Consider the following 23,442-nt stretch of genomic DNA (forward strand, 5'->3'; position numbering starts at 1 on the left):
GGGCGGGCCGCGCGGGCCTCCGCGCGGCCGAGGCGCCCCTCGGGGACCACGCGGCGCAGGCCGCGCAGCCGCCGTGCACGGTCGGTCATTCGCGTCCCATGTCCCGGTGCACGACCACCGTCTCCACGCCCTCCGCCGCGAGGCGCGCCGCGAGCTTCTCCGACATGGCGACCGAGCGGTGCTTGCCGCCGGTACAGCCGATGGCGATGGTCACGTACCGCTTGCCCTCGCGGCGGTAGCCGGCCGCGATCAGCCGGAGCAGCTCGGCGTACCGGTCGAGGAACTCCTTGGCGCCGGGCTGGTTGAAGACGTAGGAGGCGACCTCCTCGTTGACCCCGGTGAAGGGGCGCAGCTCCGGGACCCAGTGCGGATTGGGCAGGAACCGCATGTCCGCGACCAGGTCGGCGTCGACCGGGAGGCCGTACTTGAAACCGAAGGACATCACGGTGGCCCGCAGCTCGGGCTCCTCCTCGCCCGCGAACTGGGCGTCCATCTTGGCGCGCAGCTCGTGCACGTTGAGGCTGGAGGTGTCGATGACCAGGTCGGCGTCGCCGCGCAGCTCGCGCAGCAGTTCCCGCTCGGCGGCGATGCCGTCGACGATGCGGCCGTCGCCCTGGAGGGGATGCGGGCGGCGCACCGACTCGAAGCGGCGCACCAGGGCGTCCTCGGAGGACTCCAGGAAGACGATGCGCCGGGTGACGCCCCGGCTGTCGAGGTCGGCGAGGGACTCACGGAGGTTGTCGAAGAAGCGGCGGCCGCGCACGTCCACCACGACCGCGATCCGCGCCACGTTCCCCTGCGAGCGGGCGCCCAGCTCCACCATGGTGGGGATCAGGGCGGGCGGCAGGTTGTCGACGACGAACCAGCCGAGGTCCTCCAGGCACTTCGCGGCCGTCGAGCGGCCGGCTCCGGACATGCCGGAGATGATCACCAGCTCGGGGATGGGCGCATCGTTGGCCGCTGCCGGCGTGACGTCCTGACTCACCTGTGCTCCGTTGTCCTGTTCCGCCGCGCCTGGCGGGCTGTCGTCCGTCGCCGCGTGTGCGCGGTCCCGCTCGGCCGTGGGCCGTGCCTCGTGCTCGGTCATGTCTCCTGCCCCCGTCGGTCGTCCGGGAGGCCCGCGCTCACGGACTCTCCGGAGGAACCGCCCGTCGTGTCGGGTTCCTCTTCGTCAATGATCTCTCCGGTCGCCGTGTTCACGGCGGGTGCGGCCGGGGCCGAACGGGCTAGTGCCACCGCGATGGTCTCGGCCGTCTTCCGGCCTATGCCGGGTACTTCCTGGATCTGCTCGATGGTGGCGGCGCGCAGCCGCTTGACCGATCCGAAGTGCTTGATGAGGGCCTGCTTGCGGGTCTCGCCGAGGCCGGGCACCTCGTCCAGCGGACCGCTGCGCAGCCGCTTGGCGCGCTTGGCGCGCTGGTAGGTGATGGCGAAGCGGTGGGCCTCGTCACGCACCCGCTGGAGGAGGTAGAGGCCCTCGCTGCTGCGGGGCAGCACCACGGGGTCCTCCTCGCCGGGCACCCAGACCTCCTCCAGGCGCTTGGCGAGGCCGCACACGGCGATGTCGTCGATGCCCAGCTCGTCCAGCGCGCGCCGGGCGGCGGCGACCTGCGGGCGGCCGCCGTCGACCACGACGAGCTGGGGCGGGTAGGCGAACTTCCTGGGGCGGCCGTCGTCGTCCTTGGGGCCGCCGACGACGCCGTCGTCCTCGGCCGCGAGGGGCGCACCGGCGGGCGAGCCGTTCACCGGGGTGTCCTCGGCGCCCGCCCACTCGCCGGACTTCTCCTTCTCCGCCAGATAGCGGCGGAAGCGGCGGGTGATCACCTCGTGCATGGAGCGGACGTCGTCCTGGCCGGCGAAGCCCTTGATCTGGAAGCGGCGGTACTCGTTCTTGCGCTGGAGGCCGTCCTCGAAGACGACCATGGAGGCCACCACGTCGTCGCCCTGCAGGTGGGAGATGTCGTAGCACTCGATCCGCAGCGGGGCGCTGTCGAGGTCGAGGGCGTCGGCGATCTCCTCCAGCGCGCGCGAGCGGGTGGTGAGGTCGGAGGCGCGCTTGGTCTTGTGCAGCACGAGGGCCTGCTGGGCGTTGCGCTGGACGGTCTCCATCAGCGCCTTCTTGTCGCCGCGCTGCGGGATGCGCAGCGAGACGTTGGCCCCGCGCCGGACGGTCAGCCACTCCTGGACCGGCTCGACCGGGTCGGGCAGCGCCGGGACCAGCACCTCCTTCGGCACGGAGTCCCCGGTCTCCTCGCCGTAGAGCTGCTGGAGGGCGTGTTCGACGAGGGCGCCGGTGGTGATCTCCTCGACCTTGTCGGTGACCCAGCCGCGCTGGCCGCGCACCCGGCCGCCGCGCACGTGGAAGATCTGGACGGCGGCCTCCAGCTCGTCCTCCGCGACGGCGATGAGGTCCGCGTCGGTCGCGTCGGCGAGCACGACCGCGTTCTTCTCCATGGCCTTCTTCAGCGCGCCGACGTCGTCACGCAGGCGGGCGGCCCGCTCGTACTCCATCTCGTCGGACGCCTCGGCCATCTGCTTCTCCAGGCGGCGGAGGTAGGTGCCGGTGCGGCCCGCCATGAAGTCGCAGAACTCCTCGGCCAGCTCGTAGTGATCCTCCGGCGAGATCCGGCCGACGCAGGGCGCGGAGCACTTGCCGATGTACCCGAGCAGGCAGGGACGGCCGGTGCGCTCGGCGTTCTTGAAGACCCCGGCCGAGCAGGTGCGCACCGGGAAGACGCGCAGCAGCAGGTCGACGGTGTCCCGGATCGCCCACGCGTGGGCGTACGGGCCGAAGTACCTGACGCCCTTCCTCTTGTGACCGCGCATCACCTGGACGCGCGGGAACTCCTCGTTCATCGTGACGGCGAGGTACGGGTAGCTCTTGTCGTCGCGGTACTTGACGTTGAACCGGGGGTCGTACTCCTTGATCCAGGAGTACTCCAGCTGCAGCGCCTCGACCTCCGTGGACACCACGGTCCACTCCACGGACGCGGCGGTGGTGACCATGGAGCGGGTGCGGGGGTGCAGGTTCGTCAGATCCTGGAAGTAGTTCGCCAGGCGCTGGCGCAGGCTCTTCGCCTTTCCGACGTAGATCACCCGGCGGTGCTCGTCACGGAACCTGTACACCCCCGGAGAGTCGGGGATCTCGCCCGGCCTGGGGCGGTAGCTGGAGGGGTCGGCCATGACTCACACCCTACTGGCGAGCAGGGACAGCGCGCCGGGCCTGTGGACAACGGTCGCGGAGGCACCGGACCGGCCTGTGGACAACCGGGCCGGAGGAGGCGCCGGGGCGTCACGATCCAGGCCATGACGTGACCCAGGGTGTTGTCGGGGTCTGGTCGACACGCTTCAATGCGGGGGAACTCGGGGCCGCGCACCCGGCGCACGCGAACGGCGTGCCCGCCCGCCAGCGCGCCCCGGGGGCCCACGGGGTGGCCCACGACCCCGCACCGCGGTCTGACCAGCCGTGGTGACACCTCACAGAAAGGCTTCTGTGCATGCCACATGTCACAGAGCACCCGGACCTCGCCTCCGCCGAGCTGGAGACGGCCCTGCGGGGCGGCCCCTTCCATGTGGCGCTGCGCGCCGCGATAGCCGCCCGCGGACTGCCGCTCCAGCGGGTGCAGCACCATCTGACGCGCCACGGGGTGAAGGTCGGCGTGACCAGTCTCAGCTACTGGCAGCAGGGCGCCCGCCGCCCCCAGCGCCCGGAGTCGCTCCGCGCCGTGCGCGCGCTGGAGGAGATCCTCCGGCTGCCCGAGGAATCCCTGATCAGGCTGCTCGCCGAGGCGCCGGAGACGGCCGGCGGCGACCGCCCGGCGCCCCGCTCCTACCGCTCGCTGGTCGAGGCGTCCGACACGCTGGACCGGCTCCGGGCGGAGCTGGACTGGACACCGGACGGCGGCATGCAGACCCTCGGCCACCACGAACGCGTCCGCATCGGGGGGCGGCGCGAACTCGCGGGCCGGGAATCCGAGCACATCGTGCGCGCCCACCGCGACGGCGTGGACCGCTTCGTCGCCGTCCACCACGGCGACCCCGGCTGCCGTCCGGACGACATGGCCGTGCACGCGCTGGAGAACTGCCGCACCGGCCGGGTGCGGCTGGACCGGGAGACCGGTGTTCTGGTGGCCGAGCTGCTCTTCGGCACCCGGCTGCGCTCCGGCGACACCTTCCTCTTCCGGTACGGCATCACCGACGGCACCGCCGGGGCCTCGCACGAGTACGTCCACCGCTTCGGCTCACCGGGCGGGCAGTACGCGCTCCAGGTGCGGTTCGACGCGTCCGCGATCCCGGCCCGCTGCCACCGCTTCACCCAGTTCTCCCCCGCCGCGCCGCGCGCGGGACGGCAGGAGCTGGCGGTAAGCGAGCCGCACCGCAGCGTTCACGTCGTGGAGCCACGGGTGCGGCCGGGCACGGTGGGGATCGCCTGGGAGTGGGAGTGATCCTTATTCAGACACCCTGAGCGGGGACGACCGGCGGCGTCAGGCGGCCGGCCCCGCGACGATCCGGCCGTCCGCCACCTTCACCGGCAACTCGCTCAGCGGCTCGGTCGCCGGCGCCTGGACCACCTTGCCGGTGACGGCGTCGAACTCGCTGCCGTGGCAGGGGCAGACCAGGGTGGTGCCGCGCAGCTTGTTGATCACGCACCCGGCGTGCGTGCAGACCAGGCTGTACGCCTTCAGGCCACCTTCGGCGTCCCGGCTGACCACCACGTTGTGGTCGCGGTAGAGCTTCGCGGCGCCCTTGGCCACCTCGCCCTCGGCCCCGAGGTCGACGGAGGAGGTGACCGCCGACGCGCCCTTGCCGTCCTGGGGAGCGGCGCAGGCGGCCAGCGCCAGCCCGGCGACCGGCGCCACGGCGGCTCCTCTGAGGACGGTACGGCGGCTCGCGGACGATCGGGCGGGCATCGGTCTCTCCACAGGTCAGGGGATGTGCAGGGTGACCTTATCCGGGCATGGGGGACGGTTTGGGAGCGGGGGCGGGCGCACGCGGCTCAGGGCCTCTCCGGACGAGGGCGCCTTCGTAAGCGCTTGCGCAAGCGTTTACGCGCCGGTGGCCGATGGGGTAACTTCCCGCCGGTGGGATCAACGTCCGTCACCGTGGCCCGCACCCGCCCGCCGTGCCCCGGCGGCGGCCGGGACCGCGTTCCGGGATTTCGTGGGAGGGGAAGCGTGATGTCCACCATGGCCGACGTGGCCCGGAGCGCCGGTGTCTCCGTGGCGACCGTCTCCCACGTCCTGAACGGCACCCGCCCGGTGCTCCCCCACACCCGCCAGGCCGTGCTGGACGCCGTCGAGGCCCTCGGCTACACGCCCAACTCCCTCGCCCGCTCCCTCGTGACCTCCCGGACCCGCTCCATCGGGCTCGCGGTGTCGGCGATCAGCAACCCGTACTTCACCGAGATCCTCCAGGGCGTGGAGGCGGCCGCGCTGGAGGCGGGCTACAGCCTGCTCATCGCGGACCCGCACGACGACCCCGAGCACGAGCTGAAGGTGGTCCAACTGCTGCACGAGCGCCGGGTGGACGGCATGATCGTCGCGCCCTCCGCCGAGCCGGGCGACCTCGTGGCGTACCTCCGGCGCCAGGCCGTGCCGGCGGTGCTGCTGGACCGGGTGCTGGAGCCGGCCGGCCCCGGGCAGGGGTCGTTCGACCAGGTGTGCGCCGAGAATGCCGGGCCCATGGCCGAACTGGTCACCCACCTCGCCTCGCTGGGACACCGGCGAATCGGCCTGGTCGCCGGGCTGCCGGGGCTCAGCACCACCAGCGAGCGGATCGCGGGGTACCGGCAGGGGCTCGCGGCGGCGGGGCTCGACGCCGACGACGAACTCGTGGTGTCCGGCAGCTCCGAAGCCACGGGTGCCGAGCGGGCCACGGCCGCGCTGCTCGCCCTGCCCGGTGCGCCCACGGCGCTGGTCACCGCCAACAACGCGATGACGATCGGCGCCCTGCGCGCTCTGCGGGAGCGGGGCCTGAGTGTGCCCGGTGACATCGCCCTCGCCTGCTTCGACGACTTCGCCTGGGCCGACCTGTTCGCACCCCGGCTCACCGCGATCGCCCAGCCCAGCCGGGAGATGGGCGCCCGGTCCGTCCGGGTGCTGCTGGAGCGCCTGGCGGCGCCGGACCGGGAGGCCAGGACAGTACGGCTGCCCTGCGCCTTCGTCCACCGCGCCTCCTGCGGCTGCCCGGAACCCCGGCCGGCGGACACCGGCAGCAGCATGCAATCGACCTCGCAGTCCGAGAAGGGAACCACCCCGTGATCGTCGTCGCCGGTGAGGCACTGATCGACCTGGTACCGCAGGGCCGTGGCGCCCTGGCCGGCCTCCAACCGGCGCTCGGCGGCGGCCCGTTCAACACCGCCGTGGCCCTCGGCCGGCTGGGCTCGCCGACCGCCTTCGCCTCCCGCGCCTCGCACGACGCCTTCGGCGAGGCCCTGCTCGACGGGCTGCGGCGGGCCGGGGTGGACGTCTCCGCGGTGCAGCGCGGCCCCGAGCCGACCACGCTCGCGGTGGCCACCATCGACTCCGGCGGCTCGGCGGCCTACTCCTTCTACGTCGAGGGCACCGCCGACCGCCTCTTCACCACCCCGGCCGCCCTGCCCGAGGGGACCCGCGCGGTGTCCTTCGGCACCTGCTCGCTCGCCCTGGAACCGGGGGCGAGCGCCTACGAGGAACTGATGCGGTCGGCCGCCGGCCAGGGCCTGTTCACCGCGCTCGACCCCAACATCCGGGCGGGCCTGATCCCGGACGCGGACGCCTACCGCGAGCGCTTCCGGGGCTGGCTGCCCTCGGTGACGCTGCTGAAGCTGTCCGAGGAGGACGCCCAGTGGCTGGGCGGCACCCCGCGCGAGTGGCTGGCCGCGGGACCGTCGGCCGTGGTCGTCACGCGGGGCGGTGACGGCCTCACCGTCTACACCGCCGACGGCGCGGAGCACCGGGTGCCCGGCGAGAAGGTCGACGTCGTGGACACCATCGGCGCCGGGGACACCGTGAACGCGGCCCTGCTGCACGGCCTCTCCACCCTGGACGCGCTGTCCGCGCGGGCGCTCGCCGGGCTGGCCCCGGACACCTGGCGGCGACTGCTCGGCTTCGCCGCGCGCGCGGCGGCGGTCACCTGCTCGCGGGCGGGCGCGGAGCCGCCGTACGCGGCCGAGCTGGGCCCGCTGTGACCGGCTGAAACGGCGAGTGGCGCCTCGCGGGGTGAGTCCCGCGAGGCGCCACTCGTACCAAGGGCACCGTCAGGCCTTGCGGGCCCGCGTCGCCTTCTTGGCGGCCGTCTTCTTGGCCGTGCCGGCCTTGGCGGTGGCGGTGCCGTCGACCTTGGCCGGAACCGCCTTCTTCGCGGTCTTCCGTGCCCGCGGGGCCTTCACCGGGCCCGCGTCGCTGACCCGGTCGGCGCCGAGGATCTCGCGCAGGAACTTGCCCGTGTGGCTGGCCGGAACCGCCGCGACCTCCTCGGGCGTGCCCTCGGCGACCACGAGACCGCCGCCCGCGCCACCCTCCGGGCCCATGTCGATGACCCAGTCCGCGGTCTTGATCACATCGAGGTTGTGCTCGATGACCACGACCGTGTTGCCCTTGTCCACCAGACCGGTGAGGACCTTCAGCAGCTTGCTGATGTCCTCGAAGTGCAGACCGGTGGTCGGCTCGTCCAGGACGTAGACCGTGCGGCCGGTGGAGCGCTTCTGCAGCTCGCTGGCGAGCTTGACGCGCTGCGCCTCACCGCCGGACAGGGTGGTCGCGGACTGGCCCAGCCGGACGTAGCCGAGGCCGACGTCCTTCAGGGTGCGCAGGTGCCGGGAGATGGCGGGCACCGCCTCGAAGAAGTCGGTCGCCTCCTCGATCGGCATGTTCAGCACGTCGGCGATGGACTTGCCCTTGTAGTGGACCTCCAGGGTCTCCCGGTTGTACCGGGCGCCGTGGCAGACCTCGCACGGGACGTACACGTCCGGGAGGAAGTTCATCTCGATCTTGATCGTGCCGTCGCCCGAGCAGTTCTCGCAGCGGCCGCCCTTGACGTTGAAGGAGAAGCGGCCGGGCTGGTAGCCCCGCACCTTCGCCTCGGTGGTCTCGGCGAACAGCCTGCGGACGTGGTCGAAGACACCGGTGTACGTCGCCGGGTTGGAGCGCGGGGTGCGACCGATGGGCGACTGGTCGACGTGCACGACCTTGTCCACCTGGTCGTCGCCGTCCACGCGCGTATGGCGGCCGGGGACGTTCCGCGCGCCGTTCAGCTCGCGGGCCAGGTGGGTGTACAGGATGTCGTTGACCAGGGTCGACTTGCCCGAGCCGGACACACCGGTGACCGCCGTGAACACGCCCAGCGGGAAGGACACGTCGATGTCCTGGAGGTTGTTCTCCCGCGCGCCGCGCACCACGAGCTGCCGGGACGGGTCGAGCGGCCGGCGCACGTCCGGCAGCGGGATCGACTTGCGGCCGGAGAGGTACTGGCCGGTCTGCGACTCGGTGTTGGCGAGCAGCTCCTTCAGGTGGCCGCTGTGGACGACCTTGCCGCCGTGCTCACCGGCGCCCGGACCGATGTCCACGATCCAGTCGGCGACCTTGATGGTGTCCTCGTCGTGCTCGACCACGATGAGGGTGTTGCCCATGTCGCGCAGCCGGACCAGGGTCTCGATCAGGCGGTGGTTGTCCCGCTGGTGCAGACCGATGGACGGCTCGTCCAGCACGTAGAGCACGCCGACCAGGCCGGAGCCGATCTGGGTGGCCAGGCGGATGCGCTGGGCCTCGCCGCCGGACAGAGTGCCGGCCGCGCGGTTGAGGGAGAGGTAGTCCAGGCCGACGTCGACCAGGAAGCGCAGCCGCTCGTTGACCTCCTTCAGCACGCGCTCGGCGATCTTCTTGTCGCGGGCGTTCAGCTTCAGCTCGCCCAGGAAGTCCGCGCAGTCGCTGATCGACATCGCAGAGACCTCGGCGATCGACTTCCCCATGACGGAGACCGCGAGGACGATCGGCTTCAGACGCGTGCCCTCACAGGAGGGGCAGGGCACCTCGCGCATGTAGCCCTCGAAGCGCTCCCGGCTGGCGTCGCTCTCGGCCTCGCTGTGCCGCCGCTTGACGAAGGGCACCGCGCCCTCGAACGGGGTGGTGTACACCCGCTCGCGTCCGTACCGGTTGCGGTAGCGGACCTCGATCTGGGTCTTGTGGCCGTACAGCAGGGCCTTCTTCGCGCGCTGGGGCAGCCCGGCGAAGGGGATGTCGGTCCGGAAACCGAGGGCGTCCGCGAGGGCGTTGATCAGCCGGCCGAAGTAGTCCTTGGTGTGGCCGTGCGACCAGGGGTGGATGGCGCCCTCGTCGAGCGACTTCTCCTCGTCCGGGACGATCAGCTCCGCGTCGACCTCCATCCGCGTGCCGATGCCGGTGCACTCGGGGCAGGCGCCGAAGGGCGAGTTGAAGGAGAAGGAGCGCGGCTCCAGCTCCTCGAACGACAGGTCGTCGTACGTGCAGTACAGGTGCTCCGAGAACATGCGCTCGCGCTCGGGGTCGTCCTCGGGGAGGTCGACGAAGTCGAGCACGACCATGCCGCCGGAGAGGCCGAGGGCGGTCTCCACCGAGTCGGTCAGGCGGCGCTTGGCGGAGTCCTTCACCGTGAGGCGGTCGACGACCACCTCGATGGTGTGCTTCTCCTGCTTCTTCAGGGTCGGCGGCTCGGACAGCTGGATGGTCTGGCCGTCGACCCGCGCGCGGGAGTAGCCCTTGGTCTGGAGGTCGGAGAAGAGGTCGACGAACTCGCCCTTGCGCTCGCGCACGAGCGGGGAGAGCACCTGGAAGCGGCTGCCCTCGGGCAGCTCCAGCACCTTGTCCACGATGGCCTGCGGCGACTGGCGCGAGATGGGCCGGCCGCACTCGGGGCAGTGCGGCTTGCCGATGCGCGCGAAGAGCAGGCGCAGGTAGTCGTAGACCTCGGTGATGGTGCCGACCGTGGAGCGGGGGTTGCGGGAGGTCGACTTCTGGTCGATGGAGACCGCGGGCGACAGGCCCTCGATGAAGTCGACGTCGGGCTTGTCCATCTGCCCGAGGAACTGGCGGGCGTACGAGGAGAGCGACTCCACATAGCGGCGCTGGCCCTCGGCGAAGATGGTGTCGAAGGCCAGGGAGGACTTGCCCGACCCGGACAGGCCCGTGAAGACGATGAGCGCGTCACGCGGCAGGTCGAGCGAGACATTCTTCAGGTTGTGCTCGCGCGCGCCACGGACGATGAGACGGTCGGCCACGCCGGTCCGCACCTTTCTTCGGAGAAGTGACAGGGGCCGAGGCCCCGTGCTTCTTGGAGCCTAGGGGGAGCCACTGACAACGCCGGTCGGATTCCCGGATGCATAACAATCCCCAGCCATCCAGCATGCCCGACGCCGCCTTCGACGATATAGCACGCGCTTTCGAATTACGGAGGATGTTCGCCGCCTTCACCCGAAGGAGTGGTCCCGCTAGGGTCGGGCACCATGACCGATCACGCTCATGACCTGGCCCGTGTACAGGAAGCGACGGAACGGCTGCTCAACGCGGCCGCCGCACTGGACAACGCGGCGCTGGCCGAGCCGTCACGGCTTCCGGGCTGGACGCGCGGACATGTCCTTGCTCACATCGCCCGCAATGCCGACGCCCTCGTGAACGTCCTGGAGGGCCGCCCGATGTACGTGAGCGCCGAGACCCGCGACGCCGACATCGAGCGGGACGCCCCGCGCCCCCTTGAGACGCACCTCACCGATGTGCGCGACAGCGCGGCCCGGTTCGACGCGGCGGGCTCGGCGCCGGGCGACTGGAACCGCGTGGTGGAGCTGCGCAACGGCATCACCGACATCGCGGCCCGGCTGCCGTTCCGGCGCTGGGCCGAGGTCGAGCTGCACCACGTGGACCTCGGCGCCGGTTACGAGCTGGAGGACCTCCCGGCCGAGTTCACCGAGCGCGAGACCGAGTTCCTGGCCCAGCGCTTCCTCGGCCACCCCGACGTGCCCCCGACGCTGCTGAGCGACGGCACGCGGACCTGGAACACGGGGCAGGAGGCGCCCGAGCCCGAGGTCACCGTCACCGGCACTCCGGCCGACCTGCTGGGCTGGCTCGCCGGGCGCCGCGAGGGGACCGCGCTGGAGGTGAAGGGCGGCGAGCTGCCCGCACTGCCCCCGCTGTGACACGGCACCGGGCCGCCAACCCCCGCCCCGCTATAGGCTGATCGTCATGACGTACAGCGGCGAGGTCAGGGTCGGCGGTCCGGCGGACGTGCACGAGCTGAAGGACCTGATGATCACGAAGGTCGCGGTCGGCCCGATGAACAACAACGCCTATCTGCTGCGTTGCCGGGCCACCGACGAGCAGCTCCTGATCGACGCGGCCGCCGAGCCGCACACGCTCCTCACCATGATCGGCGAGGACGGCATCGCGTCCGTCGTCACCACCCATCAGCACGGCGACCACTGGCAGGCGCTCGGCGAGGTCGTCGGCGCCACCGGCGCGCGTACCTACGCCGGCCGGGAGGACGCCTCGGGCATCCCGGTCCCCACCGATGTGCCGGTCGACGACGGGGACGTGATCCGGGTCGGCCGGGTCGAGCTGACCGCGCGCCACCTGGTCGGGCACACGCCGGGCTCCATCGCGCTGGTCTACGACGACCCGCACGGCCACCCGCACGTCTTCACCGGCGACTGCCTCTTCCCCGGCGGTGTCGGCAACACCCACCAGGACCCCGAGGCGTTCGCCAGCCTGATCCACGACGTGGAGACGAAGATCTTCGACGCGCTGCCGGACGAGACCTGGGTCTACCCCGGCCACGGCGACGACACCAGCCTCGGTGCCGAGCGCCCGCATCTGCCGGAGTGGCACGCGCGCGGCTGGTGAGCCGGGGCGGCGCGCTCAGGCGTCGGCCCGCGCCGACCCCGCCAGCGTGGCGATCCGCTCCACCGCGAACACGTACCCCTGCACCCCGCAGCCCGCGATCACACCGTCGGCGCGCAGCGAGACGTACGAGTGGTGCCGGAAGGACTCGCGCTGGTGGATGTTGGAGATGTGGACCTCCACCACGGGCAGGCCGTCGCAGGTGTTGAGCGCGTCCAGGATCGCCACCGACGTGTGGGAGTAGGCGCCGGGGTTGATGACGATCCCGGCGTGGTCGAGCCGCGCCTCGTGAATCCAGTCCACCAACTGGCCCTCGTGGTTGGACTGCCGGCAGTCCACCGTGCCGCCGTACGCGGCCGCCGCCCGGGCGCACAGGGCCTCCACGTCGGCGAGCGTGTCCTTGCCGTAGATCTCGGGCTGCCGCTGGCCGAGGAGGTTCAGGTTGGGCCCGTTGAGGATCATGATCGGGGCGCTGGCCAGGCTGCGGGGCACGGTGGTTTCCTCCGGTGCGTCGGGGGCGGCCGGCGGGACGGCCACCGCTCGCACCCGGTCTATCACGCCCCGCCGGGCGGCTGGCGGGCCCGGTGGGGCGCCCCCGGCTACGGATTGAGGGCCAGCTCCAGGTAGGCGGCGAAGATGACCAGGTGGACGCCGCCCTGCAGCGGGGTGGCGCGGCCGGGTACGACCGTGAGCGAGGCGACGACCACGGTGAGCGCCAGCAGCAGCATGTGCGTGGAGCCGAGGCCCAGCACGAGCGGTCCGGACAGCCAGACCGACGCCAGGGCGACGGCCGGGATGGTCAGGCCGATGCTGGCCATGGCGGAGCCCAGCGCGAGGTTGAGGCTGGTCTGCACCCGGTCGCGGCGGGCGGCGCGCAGCGCGGCGATGGTCTCGGGGAGCAGCACGAGCAGGGCGATGATCACGCCCACGACCGAAGGGGGCAGCCCCGCGCCCTCCACCCCGGACTCGATGGTGGGCGACACGCCCTTGGCCAGCCCGACCACGCCGACGAGGGCGAGGCCGAGCAGGCCGAGGCTGATCCAGGCCTGGCGGTCGGTCGGAGGTGCCGCGTGGTCGGCTCCGGTGATGACGTCGCCCTCCTTGGTGACCGGCAGGAAGTAGTCGCGGTGCCGGACGGTCTGGGTGGCGACGAAGAGGCCGTAGAGGATCAGCGAGGAGAAGGCCGCGAAGGTGAGTTGTATGGAGGAGAACTCGGGGCCGGGCTTGCTGGTCGTGAAGGTCGGCAGCACCAGGCTGAGGGTGGCCAGGGTGGCGACCGTCGCCAGGGCGGCTCCGGTGCCCTCGGGGTTGAACACGGCGGTGCCGTGGCGCAGGGAGCCGACCAGGAGGCTGATGCCGACGATGCCGTTGCAGGTGATCATCACGGCGGCGAACACCGTGTCGCGGGCCAGGGTGGCGCTCTTGTCCCCGCCGTCGACCATGAGGGTGACGATCAGCGCCACCTCGATGACGGTGACGGCGACGGCGAGCACCAGGGAGCCGAAGGGTTCACCCACCCGGTGGGCGACGACCTCGGCGTGGTGCACGGCGGCCAGCACGGACCCGGCGAGCACGACGGTGACCAGGGCCACGACCGCGCCGGGCAGGCTGCGGCCCCAGGTGAAGACGAGGAGCACGACCGCGAGCACCGGCACGAGGAGCGTCCACCGCGCGGCGAGCGACCTGAGCCCAGTGATCATGCAGTGATGGTGGCAGAGGCGTCCAGGGTTCGCATTCCGTTCGTTTCGTCCGGCGCACCGGTCGGGCGGGCGCGGCGGGTCGGCGGGGAGGAGCCTTCCCGTGCGGAAGGTGCCGGGCCGCGGCACCTTCCGCACGGGTCGCCCGCCCCTCGGGGGGTGCGGGGTCAGGCGTCGATGCTGTCCTTGGAGGGGCCGGCGCCTCCGGCCGCCTCGGCGGCCGCCTGCTTCCTGGAGGCGATGAGGCTGGTGATCGTGGTGATGACGAGCACGCCGCAGATCACGCCCAGGGAGACCGGGATGCTGATCTCCGGGACATGCACGCCCAGCTCGTGCAAGGCGTGCAGCACCAGCTTGACGCCGATGAAGCCCAGGATGACCGACAGGCCGTAGGACAGGTGGACCAGCTTCTTCAGCAGGCCGCCGAGGAGGAAGTAGAGCTGGCGCAGACCCATCAGGGCGAAGGCGTTCGCGGTGAAGACGATGTACGGGTCCTGCGTCAGGCCGAAGATCGCGGGGATGGAGTCCAGCGCGAACAGCACGTCGGTGGTGCCGATGGCGAGCATCACGACCAGCATCGGGGTCATGACACGCTTGCCGTTCTCCTCGATCCACAGCTTGGTGCCGTGGTACCGGTCGGCGACACCGAACCTGCGCTCGGCGGCCTTCAGCAGCTTGTTCTCCTCGTACTCCTCGTCCTCGTGATCGGCGCGGGCCTCCTGGATGAGCTTCCAGGCGGTCCAGATCAGGAAGGCGCCGAAGATGAAGAACACCCAGGAGAAGCTGGCGATGATCGCCGCGCCGGCCGCGATGAAGACGGCCCGCAGGACCAGGGCTATGAGCACGCCGAAGAGCAGGACCCGCTGCTGGTACTGCGCGGGCACCGCGAACTTCGTCATGATCAGGACGAAGACGAAGAGGTTGTCGACACTCAGCGACTTCTCGGTGATGAAGCCGGCGAAGAACTCCCCGGCGGGCTGGGCGCCGCCGAAGTAGAACAGTCCGAGGCCGAAAAGCCCGGCCAAGGCGATCCAGACGGCTGTCCAGATGCCGGCTTCCTTGATGGACACCTCATGCGGCTTGCGGCCGATGAAGAAGTCCACCGCGATCAGGGCTGCCAGCCCCACGATGGTCAAGACCCACAGGGTCATCGAGACGTCCACTGCACCTCCGGCATCACGTCACGGCAAACATCAGCGTTGTCGCTGCCGGAGGTCTCTTCCACCCGAGGGACGGGCCGGCGCCCCGGAATCCATGGGGATTCGTATTGACGGGGCCGCCGCATCAGGGAGTACTCCCCTCCGCACGAATACGGTAGCGCAATCACCAAGGAAGAGTAAAGAGAAAAGTAAAGTAAAGACCAAGTGAGCAGCTCAGAGACTCTTTACTTGCCCTTGATCCTGGCTGCGGCAACCACGCTGAGCACCTGCTGAAGCACCGCCCCGCCCTGCGGCGGCAGTGACGGTTCGAAGGTCCAGGCGTGCCCGACCCAGGGGTCGGCGAAACGATCGTCGGGTGACGGCGTGAGTCGCGTCAGCGAACGCCACAGCGGGTCGAGCAAAGGCCCGTACTCCCCGGCGTCCGCACGGTCCGCGACCAGCAGCAGATGGACCCCGGCCGCCGGGCCCTCGTCGGCGAGGAAGCGGAGCCGGGTCAGGGCGCGGTCGTCGAAACCGTGTGGGAAGTCGTTGACCATCAGCAGCCGCCGGGCGGTGTCGAAGCCGTCCGGCAACGCCTCGGTGGCGCCACCGCCGATCGCCATGCGTACGAGGTCGACCCGCCGGGTGAGCGACTCCAGCGTCTGCCTGACGCCCGCCGTGCCCCTCGCGGGCGGCCCCGTCAGCGCGCCCGTCCGGATGAGGGCGCCGAGCGGTCCGGCTCCGGCCCCGGCCGGGTCGATGAGCTCCACGGCGAACTCCCCCACCGGGTGGACGGCGAGCAACCGCGCGGCGAGGGCCACGCCGACTTCCAGGGCCAGCCGGCGCCGCTCGGCCGAGTCCGTGAAGTCGGCCGGTGTGCCGCCGCTGTCGACCCACAGGCCCCGCTCCAGCGGCAGCCTGACCAGCATCGGAATGCGCAGCGACGCGCTCTCGGGGAGATGGAGGTCGCCCAGCCGTACGGCCTGGGGCAGCTCGGCCGGCATCCGGTGGCCGCGCCAGACGGGGCTGTCCCAGCGGGCGTACGCGGGTGGCAGGGCGGGCTCGACGACCTCCGCCTCGGCGGTGAGCTGGGCGAGGTCGCGGTCGTGGGCCGCCTGCGCCCGGCCCATCAGCTCATCATGCTTGGCCTGGGCCGTCTTCCGTGCCGCCTCGCCGGCGCCGCCGATCCTGGCGCGCGGGTCGGCCAGGGCTTCGTCGAGTTCCCGGTCGAGGCGGGCGGCGGCGAAGTCGGCCGCGCTCCGGAGGGCGGCGGTGGAGCGGGCCAGGTCCTCGAACATGCCCCAGACCTGGTTGTACAGCCGCTCCTCCATGGACCAGCCCGGCGCGTCGCCCGCGACGGGCTGTGGCTGTGGCTGTGGCTGTGGCTCTGGCTGTGGCTGTGGCTGTGGCTGTGGCTGTGGGGGAGCCTGTCGCCCGGGGTGGGTGTAGTCGACGGGTCCGCCCTCGGAGGGGCGGGCCTTCGGCGCAGCGGCGGCCCGGGCCGCGCCGAGGCGCCCTGCTTCGTGCATCGCCTCGGCCACTTCGCGGGCCCCGGGCAGCCCAAGGTCCGCCAGGAGTGCGGTGAGGCCCTCCGCATACCCCTGGCCGACCGCGCGCACCTTCCAGCCGCCCTGCCTGCGGTACAGCTCCAGCGCGACGACGGCCGACTCGGCGTCCAGTCCGGCGAGGGTGAAGCCGACGATCTCCGTGCCCTCGGCATCGGTGACGGTCGCCCGCGGGGCGGCGGTCGCGCCGAACCGCGCTGCCGACCCCGGCAGCGCCAGCAGTACGGTGACGCGGTGCACCGCCTCGGACAGCTCCCCCAGGTCGGCGGAGAGACGGTGCTCGGCGGCCGCCGCGCGGGGCACCTCGATGCCGGGGAGGACCGGGGCGCCGTGATGGGCGATCCCGTGCCGGTCATGGACGCGGCCGCCCTCGTCACCGAGAGCGGCCGCCACGAGCACGGGGACCTCGGCCGAGACCAGGATCTCCAGCCGGGTCCCGGGCAGCGGGTGGTTCTGCCCCCGCGCCAGTTCGGCCACCATCGCGCTCCCCCTGTGGTCGTGTCGTGGTGCGCGCCGGGCGGGTCCTAGAGGTGCGGCAGGATCGCCGGCATCAGGTCCTGGAAGGTGCGCCCGTTGGCCGGCTCGCCCAGCGCGGTCATCGTCCAGCCGGCGCCCTGGCGGTGCACCTTGGCCATGATCTGCGCGGTGTACTCGCCGCCGCCCGCCAGCGTGTAGCGCGCGAGTTCCTGGCCGTTGGTCTCGTCCACCAGGCGGCAGAACGCGTTCTGCACCTCCTGGAAGGTCTGCCCGGTGAAGGAGTTCACCGTGAAGACGATCTGGTCGACGTGGGGCGGGACCCGCTGGAGGTCCACCAGGACGGCCTCGTCGTCCCCCTGCCCGACACCACCGACGAGGTTGTCCCCGGTGTGCCGTACGGAGCCGTCGTCGCTCACCAGATGGCGGAAGAAGACCACGTCGACCGGCTGCTTCTCGGCGAAGAGGACCGCGGAGGCGTCCAGGTCGATCTCGCGGGTGCGCGAGCCGAACAGCCCGCGTCGCTTCGCCGCCTGCCAGCCGAGACCCATACGGACCGCGGTCAGGGTGGCCCCGTCCTTCTTCTCCAGGCTGATGGCCTGGCCCTTGGTCATGTTGACGGTCACGGCTGAATCCCCTCTCGGTGTTCCCCTGTTGCCGCGCATCGCGCGGTTGCCCAGAACCCTACGCAGCGTCGCCGACCGTGCCGAACCCCGGCCCGCGCTTTGTGTCGGTGTTGCAACACTGGGCGCGTATGCCGAGGTCCGGACGGGTCGGGAGGGTCAGGCGAGACCGGCCTCCCGCATCTGGCGCAGTTCCTTCTTCATCTCGGACACCTCGTCGCGCAGCCGGGCGGCGATCTCGAACTGGAGCTCCGCGGCGGCGGCGCGCATGCGGTCCGTCATCTCCTCGATCTGCCCGGCGAGTTCGGCGGCCGGCTGGTCGGTGGGCTGCGTCTTGCCCTTGGCCTTCGTCCTGGCCGCCTTCGCCTTGGCGTCCTGGGTCGCCTTGCCGCCCAGGCTGGGCACCGGCGCCTTGGCCGCCTTGCCGTCCTTCTGCTGCCGGTAACCCGTGCCGAGGAGCTGCTCGGTGTCGACGTCCTCACGGGCGATCTGCGCGACGATGTCGTTGATCTTCTTGCGCAGCGGCTGCGGGTCGATGCCGTTGGCCTTGTTGTACGCGACCTGCTTCTCGCGGCGCCGGTTGGTCTCGTCGATGGCCTTCTCCATCGCCGGGGTGATCTTGTCGGCGTACATGTGGACCTGGCCGGAGACGTTGCGCGCCGCGCGGCCGATGGTCTGGATCAGCGAGGTGCCGGAGCGCAGGAAGCCCTCCTTGTCGGCGTCGAGGATGGCCACCAGGGACACCTCGGGCAGGTCGAGGCCCTCGCGCAGCAGGTTGATGCCGACCAGGACGTCGTACTCACCGGCGCGCAGCTCGCGCAGCAGCTCCACGCGGCGCAGGGTGTCCACGTCGCTGTGCAGATAGCGGACCTGGATGCCGAGTTCCACGAAGTAGTCGGTGAGGTCCTCGGCCATCTTCTTGGTGAGCGTGGTGACCAGGACACGCTCGTCCTTTTCGGTGCGCTCCCGGATCTCGTGCACCAGGTCGTCGATCTGGCCCTCGGTCGGCTTGACCACGACCTCGGGGTCGACCAGGCCGGTCGGGCGGATGATCTGCTCCACCACACCGTCGCCGCGGGACAGCTCGTAGGCGCCCGGCGTCGCCGACAGGTAGACGGTCTGCCCGATGCGCTCCTGGAACTCCTCCCACTTCAGTGGGCGGTTGTCCAGCGCGGAGGGCAGCCGGAAGCCGTGGTCGACCAGGGTGCGCTTGCGGGAGGCGTCGCCCTCGTACATGGCGCCGATCTGCGGGACGGTGACGTGCGACTCGTCGATGACCAGCAGGAAGTCGTCCGGGAAGTAGTCGAGCAGGGTGTTCGGCGGGGAGCCGGGGAGGCGGCCGTCGAAGTGCATCGAGTAGTTCTCCACGCCGGAGCAGGTGCCGATCTGGCGGAGCATCTCGATGTCGTAGGTGGTGCGCATCCGCAGGCGCTGGGCCTCCAGGAGCTTGCCCTGCTTCTCCAGCTCGGCCAGGCGCTCCCCCAGCTCCTTCTCGATGCCGTTGACGGCGCGCTCCATGCGCTCCGGTCCGGCGACGTAGTGGGAGGCGGGGAAGACGTAGAGCTGCTGGTCGTCGCTGATGATCTCGCCGGTGATCGGGTGCAGCGTGGACAGCGCCTCGATCTCGTCGCCGAACATCTCGATGCGGACGGCCAGCTCCTCATAGACCGGGAAGATCTCGATGGTGTCGCCGCGCACGCGGAAGGTGCCGCGGGTGAAGGCGGTGTCGTTGCGCGTGTACTGGATGTCGACGAAGCGGCGCAGCAGGTCGTCCCGGTCGATCTCCTCGCCGACCTTGAGCGGGACCATGCGGTCCACGTACTCCTGCGGCGTGCCCAGGCCGTAGATGCAGGAGACGGAGGCGACCACGACCACGTCACGGCGGGTGAGCAGGGAGTTCGTCGCCGAATGGCGCAGGCGCTCGACCTCCTCGTTGATCGAGGAGTCCTTCTCGATGTAGGTGTCCGACTGCGGGACGTACGCCTCGGGCTGGTAGTAGTCGTAGTACGAGACGAAGTATTCGACCGCGTTGTTCGGGAGCAGCTCACGGAACTCGTTGGCCAACTGGGCGGCCAGTGTCTTGTTCGGCGCCATGACCAGGGTCGGGCGCTGGAGCTTCTCGATCATCCACGCGGTGGTGGCGGACTTGCCGGTGCCGGTCGCGCCGAGCAGTACGACGTCCTTCTCGCCGCCCTGCACACGCTTGGCCAGGTCGGCGATGGCCGCCGGCTGGTCGCCGCTGGGCTGGTAGGGGCTGACGACCTCGAAGGGCGCCACCGTGCGTTCGATCTTTGAAACGGGCCGCATGCCATCAACCGTACGACCCCCCACTGACAACGGGTCCGGAGTCAGTGGCGCTGCGGGGTGCGGGAGCCGTGGGCGTCGGCGTGGACCGGCTCCCGGTAAGGCCGCTGCGGCGGGCGAACGCGCTGGTGGGAGGGGACGGCGGCGGCCGGGACGCCCGGCTTGGACTCCTCGGGGATGCGCGGCGGCGCGCCCTTGACCATCAGCGGATCGAACATCACGACGACGGCCGCGAGGAGCAGGAGGCCGAGCGGTCCGACGAGGATCGGCGCGAGCACGGCGGCCGGCGAGCCACTGGTCGCGGTGCCGGGGGTGCCGTGGAGGTGGACGGTGAGCCCGGCCATCCCGGTGTAGTGCATGCCACTGACGGCGAGACCCATGACGAGGCTGGCGCCGATGCTGCCCCGCCATCCCCGGACGTGTCCGGCGGCCCAGAGGGCGACGGTGGCGGCCACGACGGCGATGAGGACGGAGGCGACGACGTCGGTGATGTCGTAGGTGAACTCTCCGTCGAAGCGCATGCCGGCCATGCCGAGGTAGTGCATCGAGGCGACGCCCAGACCGGTGATCGTGCCGCCGGTGACGAGCGAGGTGCCGCTGGCGCCCCGGTAGCCGATCATGAAGATCCCGACGCCCACCATGACGATGGCCAGGCCGAGGCTGGCGTAGGTCATCGGTTTGTCGAAGCGGATCGGCGTCTCGTCGATGGAGAAGCCCATCATGGCGATGAAGTGCATGGTCCAGATGCCGGAGCCGATCGCGGTCGAGCCCAGGGCCAGCCACGCGGGCCGCCACGAGTGGGTGACCAGCAGGGACCGGGTGGTGCAGCGCAGGCCGAGGGCACCACCCAGGCAGGCCATCACATAGCCCACCAGGGGGGTGACGACCCCGTAGCTGAATCCGTCGATCGTGCCTCGCATGCGCGGCTGTCCCTCGCCTTCTCGCGTCCCTTACCGACGCGATGTTCCCCCTGCCCAGCACCGCGGTGGCGGTCGGGACTGTCGGAGAGAGTATGGCCGCCACCGGAATGGTCGAATGATTTTCCGGCAAAGAAACACGGCCTTACCCCACTTGTGCGGCCTCGGTGTGCGGAGTTGGGCCCCGCCGTTCATCCTGTGGCCGTTCTGCGCTCCCTGTGCCGTTGACGCTGCGCTGTCACTCTGGTGCTGTTGGTATTCGCCGGACGTGAGGAGTACGCATGCACGCGCACGCAGTCGCCGCCGCGGCCACCGCGGCCCTGGGGGCGACGGTCCTGCTGAGCCCCGGTTCGGACGGCCGGCCGGTCAGGGCGGCCCAGCCCACGGTGGTCGCCCACCGCGGGGCCTCCGCGTACGCGCCCGAGAACACGCTGTCCGCCATCGACAAGGCGGCGAGGCTGGGCTTCTCCTGGGTGGAGAACGACGTGCAGCGCACCAAGGACGGCAAGCTGGTCGTCATCCACGACGACAGCCTGGCGCGCACCACGAACGTCGAGGATGTCTTCCCCGGCCGGGCACCCTGGAAGGTGAAGGACTTCACGGCGGCGGAGATCGCCCGGCTGGACGCGGGGAGCTGGTTCTCCACCGTCTACGCGGGCGCGCGAGTGCCGACGCTTGAGCGCTACATGCGCCGGGTCGAGCGCAACCACGAGAAACTGCTGCTGGAGGTCAAGAACCCGGAGCTGTACCCCGGCATCGAGGCGCAGATCCTCAAGACCCTGAGCAACGAGGGCTGGCTGGACCGCGCGCACCAGAACCGGCTGATCGTGCAGAGCTTCAGCGCGGACAGCATCCGTACCGTGCACCGGCTCAAGCCCGCGCTCACCACCGGCTACCTGGGCCGTCCGAAGGCCGCCGAGCTGAGCGGCTACGCCCGGTTCGCCGACCTGGTCAATCCGGCGTACGCGGACGTCTCCGCGAGCTACGTCTCGGCGGCGCACGCCCTGAAGGGGCCGCACGGCAAGCCTCTCCGGGTCTTCACGTGGACGGTGAACGACGCGGCCACGGCGCGGAAGGTCCGGGGCTACGGCGTCGACGGCATCATCACCAACAAGCCGGACGTGGTGCGCACGGCGCTCAGCGCCGACTGATTCCCACGTCAGGGCCCGGTGTCGGTGCCGGGTCGTACCGTGGTGGGCATGGACAGCCAGGGGCAGGACGGACAGCGGGTCGTGTGGGCGGTCGTGGACAGCCGCATCGGCCCGCTGATGCTGGCCGCGAGCGGCCAGGGGCTGGTCAACGTGGTCTTCCACGCCACCGGCCCGGTGTGCGAGCGCGCGCTGAGGCGGCTGGCGGCGCGGTACGGCACCGAGCCGGTCGAGGAACCGGGCGCGCCCTTGCTGGCGGAGGCGATACGGCAGGTCGAGGCCTATCTGGCGGGCGGGCGGCAGGACTTCGACCTGCCGCTGGACTGGTCGCTGATCTCCGGTTTCAACCGGGCGGTGCTGCGCGAACTGGCGGACGGCGTCCCGTACGGCACGGTGGTCGGCTACGGCGATCTGGCCCGGCGGGTCGGGCAGCCGGGCGGGGCGCAGGCGGTGGGCACGGCGATGGGTGCCAACCCGCTGCCGGTGGTCGTGCCGTGTCACCGGGTGGTGGAGAGCGACGGCGGGATCGGGGGGTTCGGGGGCGGGCTGGAGACGAAGCGGCAGTTGCTGGCGCTGGAGGGTGTGCTGCCGGAGCCGCTGTTCTGACGGTGCCTCCCGCCGATTCCGGGGCACGGCGTTTGGCCGGGGGCCTCGCCCGCCAGGAATGAGGGGAGGCGACTGACGGGAGGCGGGCGCGTGGTGCTGGTGTTGTCGGAGGAGGTCCGGGAGGCGACGGGCACCGGACGGCCGGTGGTGGCCCTGGAGTCGACGATCATCGCGCACGGGCTGCCACGCCCGCGCAATCTCCAGGTGGCGCTGGAGCTGGAGGACGTCGTCCGGCGCGAGGGGGCCGTCCCCGCGACGATCGCCGTGCTCGACGGAGCTCCCCATGTCGGTTTGGACAAAGGCCAGTTGGAGCGGGTCGCCAACGAGGACGGCATCCGCAAGCTGGGCCACCGGGACCTGCCGCTCGCCATGGCCGCCGGGGCGAGCGGGGCGACCACGGTGTCGGCGACGGCTCAGTTGGCGGCGCTGGCCGGCATCCGGGTGTTCGCCACCGGCGGGCTGGGCGGGGTGCACCGGCAGTGGACGACGACCCAGGACGAGTCGGCCGACCTCGGGCTACTGGCCCGGACCCGGATCACCGTGGTGTGCGCGGGCGTGAAGTCGATCCTGGACGTGCCGGCCACCTTGCAGCGGCTGGAGACGCTGGGCGTGGCCGTCGCCGGTTATCGCACCGAGCGGTTCCCCGGCTTCTATCTGTCCGACTCGGGCCATCCGGTGGACTGGACGCTGCGGGACCCGGAGCAGGTCGCGGAGGTCATGCGGGCGCAGGACACGCTCGGTGGACCGGAGTCGGCGCTGATCGTGGCCAATCCCGTCCCACCCGAGCAGCAGCTCGACCCCGAACTGCACGCGCGTGTGCTCGCCGAGGCGCTGCGCGCCTGCGAGGAGGAGGGGGTCACCGGCCAGGCCGTCACCCCGTTCCTGCTCGCTCATCTCGTCCGGCACACGGACGGGGAGTCACTGCGCGCCAACCTGGCGGCGGTGCGGGGCAATGTGGAGCTGGCGGCGCGCATCGCCACGGCGTGGGCGATGAGGTGACCGGCGGCCCGGCGGGAGGACTGCTGGTCGTGGGGGACGTGATCACCGACGTGGTGGCCCGGCACCGGGGTCCGCTCGCCGCGCGCACCGACACGGCCGCCGTGATCCGGACGCTGCCGGGCGGCGC

The 23,442-nt window shown here is 71.4% G+C and carries 19 protein-coding genes and 1 pseudogene; 9 read left to right on the forward strand and 11 right to left on the reverse strand.

Going from position 1 to position 23,442, the window contains the following annotated elements:
* Nucleotides 1-85: 85 nt before the first annotated feature.
* Together rapZ and uvrC are read right to left on the reverse strand one after the other, a co-directional pair.
* Entirely contained in the window at nt 86-1,087 is a 1,002-nt protein-coding gene (gene rapZ / locus GT030_RS03190) for an RNase adapter RapZ (protein WP_031182822.1), read from the reverse strand.
* Nucleotides 1,084-3,183, reverse strand: coding sequence for an excinuclease ABC subunit UvrC (uvrC, locus tag GT030_RS03195; protein WP_161199726.1), 2,100 nt, complete (start codon nt 3,181-3,183; stop codon nt 1,084-1,086). Before uvrC ends, rapZ begins: the two co-directional genes overlap by 4 nt.
* A gap of 314 nt (nt 3,184-3,497) precedes the next feature.
* Here uvrC and GT030_RS03200 point away from each other — a divergent pair, with 314 nt between their 5' ends.
* On the forward strand, nt 3,498-4,445 hold the full coding sequence (locus GT030_RS03200) for a hypothetical protein (RefSeq protein WP_161199727.1): 948 nt from the start codon (nt 3,498-3,500) through the stop codon (nt 4,443-4,445).
* Between the two features lie 39 nt (nt 4,446-4,484).
* On the opposite strand, the gene GT030_RS03205 is transcribed toward GT030_RS03200, so the two are convergent.
* A complete protein-coding gene (locus GT030_RS03205; RefSeq protein WP_161199728.1) occupies nt 4,485-4,910 on the reverse strand; it encodes a Rieske (2Fe-2S) protein in 426 nt (141 codons plus the stop codon).
* A gap of 267 nt (nt 4,911-5,177) precedes the next feature.
* Between GT030_RS03205 and GT030_RS03210 the strand changes: the two genes are divergently transcribed.
* Both GT030_RS03210 and GT030_RS03215 read left to right on the forward strand, forming a co-directional pair.
* Nucleotides 5,178-6,260: a LacI family DNA-binding transcriptional regulator gene (locus GT030_RS03210; protein ID WP_161199729.1), complete on the forward strand. Its 1,083-nt coding sequence runs from the start codon at nt 5,178-5,180 to the stop codon at nt 6,258-6,260.
* Nucleotides 6,257-7,168: a carbohydrate kinase gene (locus GT030_RS03215; protein WP_161199730.1), complete on the forward strand. Its 912-nt coding sequence runs from the start codon at nt 6,257-6,259 to the stop codon at nt 7,166-7,168. The genes GT030_RS03210 and GT030_RS03215 overlap by 4 nt, the downstream gene beginning before the upstream one ends.
* A gap of 69 nt (nt 7,169-7,237) precedes the next feature.
* Here the strand turns inward: GT030_RS03215 and uvrA are convergent, their stop codons facing one another.
* Nucleotides 7,238-10,231 carry an excinuclease ABC subunit UvrA gene (gene uvrA, locus GT030_RS03220; RefSeq protein ID WP_161199731.1) on the reverse strand — a complete coding sequence of 998 codons (2,994 nt, stop codon included), beginning with the start codon at nt 10,229-10,231 and terminating at the stop codon, nt 7,238-7,240.
* Nucleotides 10,232-10,456: 225 nt separating this feature from the next.
* Between uvrA and GT030_RS03225 the strand changes: the two genes are divergently transcribed.
* Nucleotides 10,457-11,143, forward strand: coding sequence for a maleylpyruvate isomerase family mycothiol-dependent enzyme (locus tag GT030_RS03225; RefSeq protein WP_161199732.1), 687 nt, complete (start codon nt 10,457-10,459; stop codon nt 11,141-11,143).
* Nucleotides 11,144-11,189: 46 nt separating this feature from the next.
* A complete protein-coding gene (locus GT030_RS03230) occupies nt 11,190-11,846 on the forward strand; it encodes an MBL fold metallo-hydrolase (RefSeq protein WP_161199733.1) in 657 nt (218 codons plus the stop codon).
* A 15-nt stretch (nt 11,847-11,861) separates the two neighbouring features.
* On the opposite strand, the gene aroQ is transcribed toward GT030_RS03230, so the two are convergent.
* The 7 genes from aroQ to GT030_RS03265 form a co-directional block, all read right to left on the reverse strand.
* Nucleotides 11,862-12,335, reverse strand: a complete 474-nt coding sequence (gene aroQ / locus GT030_RS03235; protein WP_161199734.1) for a type II 3-dehydroquinate dehydratase — start codon at nt 12,333-12,335, stop codon at nt 11,862-11,864.
* A gap of 107 nt (nt 12,336-12,442) precedes the next feature.
* Nucleotides 12,443-13,543 carry an ionic transporter y4hA gene (locus GT030_RS03240; protein ID WP_161199735.1) on the reverse strand — a complete coding sequence of 367 codons (1,101 nt, stop codon included), beginning with the start codon at nt 13,541-13,543 and terminating at the stop codon, nt 12,443-12,445.
* 164 nt (nt 13,544-13,707) lie between these two features.
* A complete protein-coding gene (locus GT030_RS03245; RefSeq protein ID WP_161199736.1) occupies nt 13,708-14,703 on the reverse strand; it encodes a TerC family protein in 996 nt (331 codons plus the stop codon).
* Nucleotides 14,704-14,924: 221 nt separating this feature from the next.
* Nucleotides 14,925-16,724 carry a TerD family protein gene (locus GT030_RS03250; protein ID WP_161199737.1) on the reverse strand — a complete coding sequence of 600 codons (1,800 nt, stop codon included), beginning with the start codon at nt 16,722-16,724 and terminating at the stop codon, nt 14,925-14,927.
* 44 nt (nt 16,725-16,768) lie between these two features.
* Nucleotides 16,769-17,344, reverse strand: a complete 576-nt coding sequence (locus GT030_RS03255; protein WP_161199738.1) for a TerD family protein — start codon at nt 17,342-17,344, stop codon at nt 16,769-16,771.
* A 156-nt stretch (nt 17,345-17,500) separates the two neighbouring features.
* A complete protein-coding gene (gene uvrB / locus GT030_RS03260) occupies nt 17,501-19,648 on the reverse strand; it encodes an excinuclease ABC subunit UvrB (protein WP_161199739.1) in 2,148 nt (715 codons plus the stop codon).
* Between the two features lie 41 nt (nt 19,649-19,689).
* Nucleotides 19,690-20,565, reverse strand: a complete 876-nt coding sequence (locus tag GT030_RS03265; RefSeq protein WP_161199740.1) for an MHYT domain-containing protein — start codon at nt 20,563-20,565, stop codon at nt 19,690-19,692.
* 278 nt (nt 20,566-20,843) lie between these two features.
* Here GT030_RS03265 and GT030_RS03270 point away from each other — a divergent pair, with 278 nt between their 5' ends.
* From GT030_RS03270 to GT030_RS03285, 4 genes and pseudogenes are all read left to right on the forward strand, one after another.
* Nucleotides 20,844-21,713, forward strand: a complete 870-nt coding sequence (locus GT030_RS03270) for a glycerophosphodiester phosphodiesterase family protein (RefSeq protein ID WP_161199741.1) — start codon at nt 20,844-20,846, stop codon at nt 21,711-21,713.
* A 48-nt stretch (nt 21,714-21,761) separates the two neighbouring features.
* Complete coding sequence (locus GT030_RS03275) at nt 21,762-22,316, forward strand: methylated-DNA--[protein]-cysteine S-methyltransferase (protein WP_161199742.1); 555 nt, start codon at nt 21,762-21,764, stop codon at nt 22,314-22,316.
* Nucleotides 22,317-22,406: 90 nt separating this feature from the next.
* A complete protein-coding gene (locus GT030_RS03280) occupies nt 22,407-23,315 on the forward strand; it encodes a pseudouridine-5'-phosphate glycosidase (RefSeq protein WP_346009547.1) in 909 nt (302 codons plus the stop codon).
* A pseudogene (locus tag GT030_RS03285) lies at nt 23,300-23,442 on the forward strand (sugar kinase); the annotation flags it as partial. The gene GT030_RS03280 and the pseudogene GT030_RS03285, both read left to right, overlap by 16 nt.

The organism is Streptomyces sp. SID1328 (assembly GCF_009865595.1).
Lineage (GTDB): Bacteria > Actinomycetota > Actinomycetes > Streptomycetales > Streptomycetaceae > Streptomyces > Streptomyces griseoluteus.